Genomic DNA, 13,038 nt, shown 5'->3' with positions numbered 1-13,038 from the left:
GCCGGTCAGGCGTAGCCGCGTGTGCCTGGCTGGGCCGCACGGTAGGTACAGGCGTCGCCTTGACCTTGGGCTTGGCCGTTGGCTTGACCTTGGCAGCCAGCGTGGGCGCCACGGTTGCCGATGGCTCGGTGACGGGCACTTCGGTGGGCGCTGGCGTTGCGGGTTGCGTGGGTTCCGGTACCTCAGTGGCCGCAGGTGCTGCCGTAATGGTGACCGCCGGCGCAGAGGCGACTGGCGGCAACGCGGGCTCTGCCGGCTTGCGTGCGTAGAACCAGTACGCGGCACCGGCAATCACGACAAACAGCAGCACGATGGCCCCGATCAGCACGCCGGTATTGAACTGCGGCTTCTGCTGCTCGCCAGCGGTGCCCGCGGTATTGGGGACCTTGGCGGTCGGCGTCGGCAGGGATGCTGCAACATCGTCGGGCTGCGGGCTAGCTACGCGGGTACCCGCCGCCGGCAGTGCCGCTGGCGAGGCAACTGGCGCAGATGGTACACCATCCGGTGCGATGGCTTCGGCTGCTGTGGGCAATGGCGCAGCGGGCTCGAATGATGTCGGCAGCGGGGGAACCGGCAGCGGTTCCGGGACCGGATCCGGAACGGGCACTGGCAGCGTTTCCAGCACCGGGGCTGGCTCTGCAGCCGAAGCCAACGATGCGGGTGGCTCATCGTCGGGTCGGGCAGCCTGTGCGGTTTGCGCAGCAAGTACCGCATAAGCGGCGTAGGTGGACAGCACCGCGGGTGCCGGTTCAACCGGGCTGGCCGGGGCCGCTTCGGCTGCGGCATCACCGGCGGCATCACCGGCTTCGGCTTCGGCGGCTTGGGCAGCCGGGATGGCAGGCGTGGTGGCCGGGGCGATATATGCGGCGGCCAGGATACGATCTATGTCATCCTGATCGGGCTGGGCGGCTGCAACGTCGCGCGATATATCCTGCACCGTAGCGGACGGTATTGGCGCCGCGGCGCCTGCACCGGGCTGGCGCGGTTGCAGGTGGCGGATCGGTGTCTCGGCAATGAACTGGTCGATCAGGTCATTGATCGGCGGTTCTTCCGGCGTGGTTTCCAGTGCACCCATGGCCTTGCCGCAGCCATTGCAGAACTTGCGCGCAATCGGGTTGGCGGCACCGCAATGCGGGCAGGCGAGCTGCAATGTCACGCCGCAATTGAGGCAGAACTTGGCCGAGCTCTTGTTTTCATGGTTGCACTGAGGACATTGCATCGAGCGATCTCAGGGTGAAAGTTAAAAGAAAGCACCTGATTTCAACTCATTAACCCCAAAAACTCAACCCTGACCGCCACCGTATGATGCAAACACCATACGGCAGCGGCATCATGCCGGCCTATTCTTCGTCGTCGAACGAAAGCCCTTCAGCCTGCCATTTGGCGTGGTGCTCGCGGATCAGCTGTACCGCGTCTTCGATGGTATCGACCACCACCGGGATTTCCATGTCCACCGGGCTGGCAAGGCCCGCGCCACTATCCACCATCGAACGGCTGGCCCAGTCGACCAGTTCATGCCACATCTCGCCCACCAGGATCAGCGGCGTGCCATACAGCTTGCGCACCTGCAGCAGCTGCCACACCATCGACAGCTCAAGCAGCGTGCCGATGCCGCCGGGCGTGACAATGAACGCATTCGAGCGCTGCACGAAATGATGCAGCCGCGAGAAGAACGTCTTGTGCTCGAAGGTGCGGCCTACGAAATCATTCACGTTCTGCTCAAAATCGAGGTCGATGCGGATGCCGACCGACGCCTCGAGATTATCCGGCGCGCCCTGGCGGGCACCTTCGTTGGCTGCCTGCATCAGCCCCGGCCCGCCGCCGGTGACGATACGGCAACCCATGGCCGCCAGTTGCGATGCCAGTTGCTTGACGGCCTCGTACGACGGCGTGTTGTCCTCGATGCGCGCGGAGCCGAAGATCGTCACGTGATAATCCGGCGTATGAGCCGGGCGCAACCGCGATAATTCGTCCACCGAATCCCACAGTTTCAATACCACATCCGACACGATACGCAGCGCATAGTCATCCTCGACTCTGCCGATGGCTTTTTTCGAACGGCGCTCTGCCATGTTTGTTCTCCCTTGTGTTTGCCTTTCCAGCATAGCGGGCTGTAACAATCAGCACCCTAGGGGTTAGTGCGTATTCGGCTGCGGCTATCGTCACCTGTCTGTTTCATAGCCGGGAATACACCCGGCGGCAGGCACGCCCCTTGTACGAAGCAACGCCACTGCCGCTATCCCCTAGCGGAAAATCCCGATGCCTGCCGGTGCTGCATCGCGCAAAATCACAGCAACCGCCTCATCAGGAAAGCACCATGCCGAAGAATGCGTTGTACGCCCAGTCGGGCGGTGTCACCCCTGTCATCAATGCATCGGCCTTTGGCATCATTCACTCTGCACGCCAGCACCCCGACCGCATCGGCACGGTTTATGCGGCAGAAAACGGCGTACTGGGTATCCTGAACGAGCGCCTGATCGATACGGCCCAACTATCCGATGCGCAGCTGGCGCTGCTCAAGACCACGCCGGGCGGCGCATTCGGCTCCTGCCGCCACAAGCTCAAGCACGGTGCAGAACTCAAGCGGCTGTTCGAGATCTTCACCGCACACGATATCGGCTACCTGTTCTACAACGGGGGTGGCGATTCGGCGGATACCTGCCTGAAGGTGGCTGAATATGCGCAATACCAGGGCTTCGACCTGTGCGCGATCCATGTACCCAAAACCATAGACAACGACCTGCCGCTGACCGACAACTCGCCGGGCTTCGGCTCGGTGGCGAAATACGTGGCCACGTCGATCCGCGAGGCCGGGCTCGATGTCGCATCGATGGCGTCATCGTCGACCAGGGTCTTCATCCTCGAAGTGATGGGCCGCCATACCGGCTGGATCGCCGCCTCGGCCGGGCTCGCCGCCAATCATGCCAAGGCCGCCCCGCACCTGATCCTCACGCCGGAGGTGCCGTTCGAAGCCGGGCGCTTTCTCAAGGCGGTGCAGGAAACCGTGGCCAGCGTGGGCTATTGCGCGGTAGTGGCATCGGAGGGGCTGCGCGATACCCACGGGGTGTTCCTGTCCGATGCCGGCAGTACCGATGCTTTCGGCCATGCGCAGCTGGGCGGCGTGGCGCCGCTGCTGGCCAATATGGTCAAGGTGGAACTGGGGCACAAATGCCACTGGGCAGTGGCCGATTACCTGCAGCGCGCCGCACGCCACCTGGCCAGCGCCACCGATCTGGCACAGGCCATCGCCGTGGGTGAAGCCGCAGTCACCTATGCACTGGCCGGGGTGAAAAGCGTGATGCCCGCCATCGTGCGCGAGGATAGCGAGCCGTACCGCTGGCGACTGGAGCCGGTGCCGCTGCTGGAGGTGGCCAACCGCGAGAAACCGCTGCCGCTGGCGTACCTGAGCAGCGACGGCATGCATCTGTCCGCTGCCGGGCGTGAATACTTTGCACCGCTGATCCAGGGCGAGGCAACGCCGCCTTTCCTCGACGGACTGCCCGCCTACCCCAACTGGCAATTTGAACTGGTCACACCGCGTTTGCCGGGCTTTAATGCGGAGTAACCCCGTCCGCAAGGAAGTCCTGATGCCAGATTGCGCGCGCCATGCACATTGGTTGCCAGCCACACGCCCGGGTCATGCATGGCAACGCCATCTGCATCCGTTGACCATGCCGCTGTGCCTGGTCACCCCTACCCGACCGGCAGGTACCTGACTTGGCAATGCTGCTTGAAATCCTCTCGACCATCTTGGCCACGCTGGCCGCGTTGCTGCCGATTGCCAACCCGCTGTTTGCCGTTACCATCCTGCCCGGGCTGACCGCCAATCTGCCCGCCGCGGAACGTACGCGCCAGGTGCGGCGCGCCTGCTACTACATGGCCGGCATCCTGATCACCTTCCTGCTGGCCGGCGCGCTGATCATGGATTTCTTCAGCATCTCGATCCCGGGCTTGCGCATCGCCGGCGGCATGGTGGTGGCGTACATCGGCTTCACCATGCTATTCCCCAGCGACAGCGGCGCGCTGCCCGATGCCGCGCAGGCAGAGGCGCTGGCCAAGCGCGATATCTCGTTCACGCCATTGGCCATGCCATCGTTGTCCGGGCCGGGCTCCATCGCCGTGGTGATTTCGCTGTCGTCCGGCGTGCATGGCCATGTGGGCGGCTTGCCGGTGTGGCTGGGCTATCTGGCGGTGAGTACCGGCATCATCATCACCGCGTGGCTATCGTGGATGACGCTGCGTGCTTCCACGCGGCTGTATGGCTTCCTCGGTGAGAACGGCATCAATGCCATCTCGCGCATCATGGGTTTTTTGCTGATCTGCATCGGCGTACAGTTCCTCATCAATGGCGCCAGCGACCTGCTGCACGACCCGGCCTTCATGCCGCGCAGCTGATGCGGTTGCACGCAGGCGGTGCTTTCCTGACTACAATGCGGGTGACTTCCCTGACTGCGGGAAGCGCGTTTTCAGCCCGGGTCTCCGCTCACGATGCAATTGCGCCATAACCTGAAAACTAGGATCACTGTCTGCCTGACGCTGCTGAGCATCGCAGTGGTATTGCTGCTGGGTATTTTCCAGCTGCGCCTGATACGCAGCGAAATGACCGAAGGGCTAGCCAACCAGCAGTTCAGCCTGATTTCCAAGGTGGCTGATGACATCGACCAGAAGCTGCTGCTGAACGAAGCGCTGCTGGGCAGTGCCGGTGCGCTGCTGTCGCGCCAGCTGGCGCGCGGCCCGGTCGATTACACCGCGTTTCTGGTCGAGCGCCCGGCGCTGGCCACCATCTTCGACTACGTCTTCGTTTTCTCGCCCGAAGGCCGCATCGTCGGTGACTACCCGCACAAGCCCGAGCGCATCGGCGTGGACATCAGCGACCGGCCTTATTTCACCGATACCATCAGCACCGGCAAGCCGGTGGTCTCGCAACCCTATCTCGCGCGCCAGGTGTTGACGCCGCAAGTGATGATCACCATGCCGGTCCATGATGCGCAAGGCAAGATCGTTGCAGTGCTGGGCGGCAGCTTCAACCTGCTCAACCGCAACATGCTGGGTACGCTGGGCGAAACCCGCGTGGGCAAGACCGGCCACCTGTACCTGATGACGCAGGACGGCGTGGTGGTGGCGCACCCGGACAAACGCCGCATCATGAAGAAAGTGCGGGTCGACCCATCGCAGCCGGACGGCGTGATGAACAAGGCACTGACCGGCTTCGAAGGCTCGGTGGAGGGCGACAACGCCCCGGGTGTGCCGGTGCTGGCCAGCTTCAAGCATCTGAAAGTGGTCAACTGGATTACCGTCGCCATCCTGCCGGCGGAAGAAGCGCTGGAGCCGATCAGGCTGGCGCAATGGCGCTTGCTGATGTCCATCCTGGTGGCCAGCGTGGTCATCGCGGTGGGTGTATGGCTGCTGTTGCGCTGGCTGCTGTCACCGCTGATGCGGCTGCGCGACGGCATCGAGCGTCAGCAGGCGCAACCGCACAGCTTCGAGCCCATCGTGCTGCCTGGCGATGATGAAGTCAGTGCCGTCGCCCATGCGTTCAACGCGCTGATGGTAGAACGCGCGCGCACGCTGGGTGCGCTGCATGCCGAGAAAGAACGGCTGCTGATCACGCTGCATTCGATTGGCGACCCGGTGATCACCACCGATGCCAATGGCTGGATCGAATACCTGAACCCGGCAGCCGAGCGGCTGACCGGCTGGCGGATGAGCGATGCACATGGTGCGTCGTTCGATATCGTGTTCAATCTGATCAGCGAGGAAACCGACCAGCCGGTTGTATCGCCGATCGAGCAGGCGCTGAAGGCCAACCGCCCGGTCTCCATGCATACGCAATGCCTGCTGCGCCGTCGCGACGGCACCATGGTGGCCATCGATGATTCCGCCGCTCCCATTCACGATGCCAATGGCAAGGTGGTGGGCGTAGTGCTGGTGATGCAGGACGTGACCCGCCAGCGGCAACTGGCGAACAAGGCCAAGTGGGAGGCCTACCACGATGCGTTGACCGGGCTATCCAACCGCCGCGATTTCGAGGAACAGCTGGCCAGCGCGGTGGTGCGCTCGCAGCAACGCAATATTCCATCCGCGCTGCTGCTGATCGATCTGGATCACTTCAAGCCGGTGAACGACCTGGGCGGCCATGCAGCCGGCGATGCACTGTTGATGCAGATTGCCGCGCTGATGCCGCGCTTCGTGCGGGATCGTGACGTGGTGGCGCGGCTGGGCGGTGATGAATTCGCCATTCTGCTCAACCATTGCGAGGTGGCCAAGGCTGCCGGCGTAGCGCAGAAGGTACGCATCGCCATCGCCGCGCTCGAATTCGAATGGGAGGGGCGCAGCTACTGGGTGAGCGCCAGCATCGGCATTGCCCAGGTCGGCAGCGATCTGGACCATATTTCCGAAACGCTGCGCCAAGCCGACGAGGCGTGCTATGACGCCAAGGCCGCCGGCCGCAACTGCGTGGTGATCTACGAAGGCACGCCGTTGCCGCTGCTGAACGCAGCCGGCAGCGAGGAATCATCCCCGCACTGACGCCGCAACAGTTGCCGCCCGGTACCAGAGCGCACCGCCTGCAGGTCAGTTGGCAAGCGCGGCTTGCACATAGGCTTGCACCGTGCGCGCAAGGCCGGCTTGCAGGCAGTCGATGCTTTCCACATCATCCATGCCACGCAACCAGGTGAGCTGCCGCTTGGCCAACTGGCGCGTGGCGGCAATGCCTTTATCGCGCAGCCCCGCTGCATCGATCAGGCCATCCTGGTATTCCCACGCTTGCCGGTAGCCCACGCAGCGCATCGACGGCAGATCCAGCGACAGCGTGTATTGCTGGCGCAAGCCGGCCACTTCATCGAGCAGGCCATGCTGCAACATGGTATCGAAGCGCAATGCGATGCGTTCGTGCAATACCGCGCGGTCTGAAGGCACCAGTGCGATCTTGCTGAGCTGGTACGGCAGCGGCGGCGAAGCAGGCTCGGCCAGCAGCGCCGACATCGGCCGCCCGGCCAGCAGGCAGATTTCCAGCGCACGCTCCACCCGCTGCTGATCGTTGGGTGCCAGCCGCGCCGCCGTCTCCGGATCGAGCATGGCCAGCCGCGCGTGCATGCCCGGCCAGCCGATTCGCGCGGCCTCTTCATGCAATTGCGCGCGCAATGCCGCATCGGCCTGCGGCAGGTCGTGTATGCCATGCTGCAGCGTGTTGTAGTAGAGCATGGTGCCCCCCACCAGCACGGGCACCTTGCCGCGTGCGGTGATGTCCGCCATCAGCGCCAGCGCATCGCTGCGGAATTGCGCGGCCGAGTAACTCTGCTCGGGGCTGATGATATCGATCAGGTGGTGCGGCGCCCGTGCCAGCTCTTCACCGGTCGGCTTGGCGGTGCCCACGTCCATGTCGCGGAATACCAGTGCCGAATCCACCGAGATCAGCTCGACCGGCAAGCCGGATTCGACCAGATGGATGGCGCTGGCAGTCTTGCCCGAAGCAGTGGGGCCCATCAGGAATATGGCAGGGTTCATTGTGTACTTCTTTGCATCAGCCAGTTGGCCGCCAGCCCTGCGCCAACCGCGGTCAGCGTGGCTGGCAATACCGCCCAGGCCCCCATCTGCGCGGCCAGTGGCGCAAGGCACATGAAACTCACCCCGGTGCCGATCAGCCCGGTCAGGAAGCCGCGCAGTTGCAGCAGCACCGCATCACTGCCGGCATTGGCAAGCGTAAAGGCCGGGATCACCGTAGCGGCGACCGGGCCAGGCGACAGGATACCCGTCACGCCGGGGCCCAGCAGCCGGGTCAGGCCGGTGAGCGTACCGACCAGCAGCAAGGCGGCGGCCATGCGCGCAAACAGCTCCACCCGCGGCAAGCGTACGATGCGTGGCGGCGCCTGCGGTTTGGGCAGTACGAAACGCGCGGCCAGCAGCAGCCCGGGCAAGGCCAGCAATGCAGCCGGCACGCTATGCGCCAGATTGGCTGCAGCCAGCACAATGGCAAGCAGCAGGTACACCAGCCAGCCGCACAACAACATGCCCAGCCAGCCCAGCCGGCGTTGCTCGAAGTAACGACAGGCAAAGCCCAGTGCCAGCATGTAGCCGATATTGGCCCACAAGCCGGCCGGGGCGGCGCTGGCAACCGCTACCGCGTAGTCCTGACCGAATTCCAGCCACAGCGCGGCGATCACGCAACTGGCGATCAAGGGCAAACCACCCAGCAGGCCGGCGGCGGCCGGCCCCCAGCGCTTGCCGGCGATGCTGGCAGCGGAGATCACCAGCGGCCCGGCCAGCAGCTTGACCGCGATCACGCTGTTCATCACTGGCCGCGCATGAACAGGCCGTCCAGCTCTTTCATCGTCAGCCGGAACCACGTGGGCCGGCCGTGATTGCACTGGCCGGAGCGCTCGGTCACTTCCATCTCGCGCAGCAGCGCATTCATCTCGGTAATGGTCAGTGCACGGTTGGCGCGCACCGCGCCGTGGCAGGCCATGGTAGCCAGCAGCTCGTTGCGCCGCCCGGTCATCACCTGGCTGGCGCCCACTTCACGGATATCCTTGAGCACTGATTTGGCCAGCTCGATCGCATCGGCATCTTTCAGCAGCAGCGGCACCGCGCGCACTGCCAGCTGCGTGGGCGATGCTGCGGAAAGATCAAAGCCGATCTGCCGCAAAGCATCCCCATGGTCTTCCACCGTGGCCACGTCCAGCCGGTCTGCGGCAAACACGTGCGGGATCAGCAGTGGCTGCATCGGCATCTGGTTCAGATCCAGCGCGGTCTTGAGCTTTTCATACACCACGCGCTCGTGCGCGGCATGCATGTCGACCACGATCAGCCCCTCTGCAGTCTGCGCCAGCACGTACACGCCATGCAGTTGCGCAATGGCAAAGCCCAGCGGCGGGATGCCGTCGCGGTCGGCCGGGAACGGCACCGCTGCCGCAGTGCCGGCCACCATTGCCGGTCGTTCCAGCGTGGCGGCGGGTGCATCGCCATCGCGGCGCAGGTCACCGAACATGCGGTCGTACAGCGCCAGCGGCTCATTGGCAACCGGCAGCGGCATGTATTGCTGGGTATAGGCGCCGCGTGCCGCGGCACTGCCATGACTTTGCGCCTGGTACCCATTGCCGGCCGCGCCATAGGCAGCAGTGGCCGGCTGGGCCAGCGGATTAACGGCACCGACAGCCAGTACCTCACCGGTTTCCGGGTCCACCCCTGCCGGCGCTGCGCCGGCCTTGGTGGCGGACAATGCACGCGTCAGGCTGGTGAGCAGGAAACGGTAGATGGCGCCGCTTTCGCGGAAACGCACTTCGATCTTGGTGGGGTGCACGTTGACGTCCACCCCTTCCGGTTCCAGCTCCAGGAACAGGCAATACGCGGAATGGCGATCATGGTGCAGCACATCGCGGTACGCCTCGCGCAGCGCATGCTGGATCACCTTGTCGCGCACGAAGCGGCCGTTCACGAAAAAGTACTGCGCATCGCGGCTGGATTTGCCCAGCGTGGGCGAGCCCGCCAACCCCCACAGCCGCAGCGGGCCGGCGCGCTCGTCGATGGCCACCGCGGACTGCACGAATTCATCGCCCAGCACCGCAGCGCAGCGCTTGTGTACATCGCCGCGCATCAACCGCATCGACGCACGGCCGTTATGCAGCAGCGTGAATTGCTTGTCCGGATTGGCCAGCGCCAGCCGGTTGACCATTTCCGCGCAATGGGCAAACTCGGTGCTGTCGGATTTGAGGAATTTGCGGCGGGCCGGCAACTGGTAATAGAGGTCGTGTACTTCGATGCTGGTGCCCACGGCCAGCGCAGCGGGTTCTGCCTCGGCCAGGCGGCCATGATCGGCCTCCACGCGCCATGCATGGTCACTGGCACCATCGCCGTCGTCGTAACGGCTGGTGAGCACCAGCCGTGAAACGGAGGCAATCGAGGCCAGCCCTTCGCCACGGAAACCCAGCGTGCCCACGCGCTGCAGGTCGTCGAAATCGCGGATCTTGCTGGTGGCATGCCGGTGCAGCGCCAATGCCAGGTCATCCTTCTGGATGCCGCTGCCGTCGTCGATCACCTTGATCAGCTTGCTGCCGCCCGCCGCCAGTTCGATGTTCAGCGTTTGCGCGCCGGCATCGATGCTGTTTTCCAGCAGCTCTTTCAGCGCGTTGGCCGGGCGTTCCACCACTTCGCCAGCGGCGATCTGGTTGACGAGCGTATCGGATAAGACCTGGATGCGGGGCATGGCGGCAACGGCGGTGCAAAACGCCGATTATACCCGCGTGGCGGATGCCTTCGTGCGGCGCAGATCCCACCATGAATGCAGGCCGGCCAGCAGGATCAGCAATGCTGCCACGCCCCCCGTTACTGCCTCGGGAATATGCCAGCGCGCAGCCAGCAGCATCACTGCAGCCAGCGCGCCGATGGCCCAGAATGCACCATGCTCGAGGTATCGGAGCGTGGACAGCGTGCCTTTCTCGACCAGCAGCAAGGTGAACGAGCGCACGAACATCGCGCCGATGCCCAGGCCGATGGCGATCAGGAAAATATTCTTGGTCAACGCAAACGCACCCAGCACGCCGTCGAAAGAGAACGACGCATCCAGCAGCTCCAGGTAAATGAAGCCGCTCCAGCCGGTTTTGGCGGCCGCGCCTTCATCACCGATCAGATCACCCAGGCCATCCACCAGGCTGTACGCCACCACGCCCCACAGGCCGGCAACGAGGAACGCATACGCGTCGTGCTGCGGCAGCAGGCCCGTCACCAGCAGCAATACCAGCAGGCTGAGCAGCAGTGCAGCCATCTGCAGCCGGCCGATGCGCACCAGGATTTTTTCCACCGGCACGAACCAGTGTTCATCCTTGTTGCGATCCAGGAAGAAGTTGAGGAACACCAGCATCAGGAACGCACCGCCAAACGCGGTGACCTGGATATGCGCCGATTGCAGCGTGCTGGCGTATTCATGCGGGCGGGCAACGGCCATCGACAGCACATCGGTGCCAGGCCAGGCGCCCGAGCTCAGCCAGTCCCACAGCGATACCGGGCCGGGCAGCGGCGCGATGCCGGCAAGCACCGCCACGATCACCAGCGGAAACACGATGCGCATGCCGAACACCGCCACCAGCATGCCCCACAGCAGGAACCGTTTGCGCCATTTCTCGTCCCAATGTTTAAGGACCGACGCATTGACCACCGCGTTGTCGAAACTGAGGCTGGTTTCCAGCAACGCCAGGTTGAAGGCGATCCATACGCCGGTGCCGCCCGCCAGTACACCGGCGAGCACCAGGCCAATGACGGTGACGATCAGCGAGCTACGAAAGTAATGGAGCATGGGAGTTTCCGATCAGCGGTTGGTCATTATGCCCTGATGCAGCCTCGTGTTCATCGCCATCAGGCCGATACTGGATGTAAGCATTCAGGAGGTAGCGATGCATGCGATACGACAACAGCCTCGATCAACGCGAACTGGTGGGCCTGGGTGCTGCCTTCAAGGATGTGATCCGCGAGCACCTGGTGGCCATCCCGCTGGCCGAAGAACTGGAGCCTGCCGAGCTCGACGTGCTGACCGGTTATGTACGCGTGTACCAGTTGCCCGGCAACGATCTGCTGTTCAACGAGGGCGACCCCGCCGGCTACCTGGGTATCGTGCTGCGTGGTCGGCTACGGGTCAGCAAGCGCAACCTGGCGGGCGACGCGCGCGAGCTGTACGTGATGGGCCCGGGCAAGGTATTCGGTGAAATGGCCATCCTCGACCAGGAAGCGCGCTCCGCCACGCTCGCCACGCTGGAGCCCACGCAGATTGCCGTGCTCAGCCGCGACAATTTCTACCGCATCTGTTCCGAGCGGCCGGTGATCGGCGTGAAGCTGCTGCTGAAGATCAGCCGCATCCTGTCGCAGCGGCTGCGGCGCATCAGCGGCCAGTTCGTCGACAAGCTCTGAGCGGCCCGGCGCGCCATCACCGGCAGCAGCGGGCTTTGCCAGCGAACGCTGACTACCGGCAGGCCGCCCTGCCCGCTTGGAGTGGCAGGCCGAGTCCGCCTATACTTCCCGCATCTTCCGGCGCACGCCGCCTTCGTTCCCTGTTCGGAGCCCTGCATGAGCAATCCCTATCTCGATCTCGTCAAATCCCACGATGCGCTGCTGCAAAAGGCGGATGCGCCGCTGTTTTCCGATCTGGCCGGCCTGACGCCCAGCCCGGTCAACACCGATGCCGATGCGCCGGTGGTGATGATCTTTGCCCCGCACCCGGACGATGAATGCATCATCGGCGCACTGCCATTGCGCCTGGGCCGCGAAGCCGGCTTCAAGGTCATCAACGTGGCCGTTACGCAAGGCTCCAATCTCAAGCGCCAGCCGGAACGCTGGGCTGAACTGAAAAACGCATGTGATCTGCTCGGCTGGGGCCTGCTGGAAACCATTCCGGGCGGCCTGATGAGCGTGACCACCAAAACCCGCGACAGCGATCCGGTGGCATGGGCAGAGAAAGTGAGCGTGGTTGCCGCGCTGATTGCCGAGCACAAGCCTGCCGTCTGTGTGTTCCCGCACGACAACGATTACCACTCCGCGCACATCGGCACGCATTACCTGGTGGTCGACGCGCTGAAGGAAGCCGGCCACGAATGCGTGCTGGGTCTGTCCGAATTCTGGCGCCAGATGGATGGCCCAAATGCGCTGATCGCCACCAACAATGTCGATACCGCCGACCTGATCGCCGCGCTGGCCTGCCACGTGGAAGAAGTGCGCCGCAATCCCTACCACCTGCGCCTGCCGGGCTGGATGGCAGACAATGTGCGCCGTGGCGCGGAAGTGTGTGGCGGCCAGGGCGCTGCTGCGCCGACGTTCAGCTTCGGCACCATCTACAAGGTGGCACGCTTCAACGGCAGCCAGATCGAAGAGCCGACCCAGAAGTTCACCATCAGCGATAGCGATGACATCAAGGCCGTGCTGGCCTGATCGCATCCGGCTCGCATCCTGGTCATGAACAGGCAATGAAAAACGGCAGCCCGCGGGCTGCCGTTTTTCATTGCTGATGAACCCGTTCAGATCTGCTCATACAGCGGCAAGGTCAGGAACTCCGCAAAT

11 protein-coding genes are annotated in these 13,038 nt (G+C 64.0%); 5 read left to right on the top strand and 6 right to left on the bottom strand.

Annotated features, from left to right (window positions below):
• On the bottom strand, positions 1-1,219 hold a 1,219-nt coding region (locus IGB42_RS21565; RefSeq protein WP_174764251.1), incomplete at its 3' end, for a zinc ribbon domain-containing protein.
• 121 nt (positions 1,220-1,340) lie between these two features.
• Positions 1,341-2,072, bottom strand: a complete 732-nt coding sequence (locus tag IGB42_RS21560) for an LOG family protein (protein ID WP_159675616.1) — start codon at positions 2,070-2,072, stop codon at positions 1,341-1,343.
• A gap of 245 nt (positions 2,073-2,317) precedes the next feature.
• On the opposite strand from IGB42_RS21560, the gene IGB42_RS21555 reads away from it, so the two are divergent.
• The 3 genes from IGB42_RS21555 to IGB42_RS21545 all read left to right on the top strand — a co-directional run bounded on the left by IGB42_RS21555 (position 2,318) and on the right by IGB42_RS21545 (position 6,528).
• On the top strand, positions 2,318-3,565 hold the full coding sequence (locus IGB42_RS21555; protein ID WP_159675615.1) for a 6-phosphofructokinase: 1,248 nt from the start codon (positions 2,318-2,320) through the stop codon (positions 3,563-3,565).
• Positions 3,566-3,723: 158 nt separating this feature from the next.
• Entirely contained in the window at positions 3,724-4,395 is a 672-nt protein-coding gene (locus IGB42_RS21550; protein ID WP_159675617.1) for a MarC family NAAT transporter, read from the top strand.
• Positions 4,396-4,488: 93 nt separating this feature from the next.
• Positions 4,489-6,528, top strand: coding sequence for a diguanylate cyclase domain-containing protein (locus IGB42_RS21545; RefSeq protein WP_159675614.1), 2,040 nt, complete (start codon positions 4,489-4,491; stop codon positions 6,526-6,528).
• 45 nt (positions 6,529-6,573) lie between these two features.
• Here IGB42_RS21545 and miaA read toward each other — a convergent pair whose 3' ends face one another.
• From miaA to IGB42_RS21525, 4 genes are read right to left on the bottom strand one after another with little or no spacing between them, the layout of a single operon-like run.
• Entirely contained in the window at positions 6,574-7,506 is a 933-nt protein-coding gene (gene miaA / locus IGB42_RS21540; protein ID WP_159675613.1) for a tRNA (adenosine(37)-N6)-dimethylallyltransferase MiaA, read from the bottom strand.
• Positions 7,503-8,291, bottom strand: a complete 789-nt coding sequence (locus tag IGB42_RS21535) for a hypothetical protein (protein ID WP_159675612.1) — start codon at positions 8,289-8,291, stop codon at positions 7,503-7,505. Before IGB42_RS21535 ends, miaA begins: the two co-directional genes overlap by 4 nt.
• Complete coding sequence (gene mutL / locus IGB42_RS21530) at positions 8,291-10,201, bottom strand: DNA mismatch repair endonuclease MutL (protein WP_159675611.1); 1,911 nt, start codon at positions 10,199-10,201, stop codon at positions 8,291-8,293. Before mutL ends, IGB42_RS21535 begins: the two co-directional genes overlap by 1 nt.
• A 27-nt stretch (positions 10,202-10,228) precedes the next feature.
• Positions 10,229-11,287 (bottom strand): DUF475 domain-containing protein, encoded by a 1,059-nt coding sequence (locus tag IGB42_RS21525; RefSeq protein ID WP_159675610.1) that lies wholly within the window; start codon positions 11,285-11,287, stop codon positions 10,229-10,231.
• Between the two features lie 101 nt (positions 11,288-11,388).
• Here IGB42_RS21525 and IGB42_RS21520 point away from each other — a divergent pair, with 101 nt between their 5' ends.
• Positions 11,389-11,895 (top strand): Crp/Fnr family transcriptional regulator, encoded by a 507-nt coding sequence (locus IGB42_RS21520; protein WP_159675609.1) that lies wholly within the window; start codon positions 11,389-11,391, stop codon positions 11,893-11,895.
• 156 nt (positions 11,896-12,051) lie between these two features.
• Positions 12,052-12,909 carry a PIG-L deacetylase family protein gene (locus tag IGB42_RS21515; RefSeq protein WP_159675608.1) on the top strand — a complete coding sequence of 286 codons (858 nt, stop codon included), beginning with the start codon at positions 12,052-12,054 and terminating at the stop codon, positions 12,907-12,909.
• Positions 12,910-13,038 lie beyond the last annotated feature (129 nt).

The organism is Andreprevotia sp. IGB-42 (assembly GCF_009848685.1).
GTDB lineage: Bacteria > Pseudomonadota > Gammaproteobacteria > Burkholderiales > Chitinibacteraceae > Andreprevotia.
Note: the sequence above shows the minus strand (reverse complement) of the source record. Positions and strands in the feature narration are given on the sequence as shown.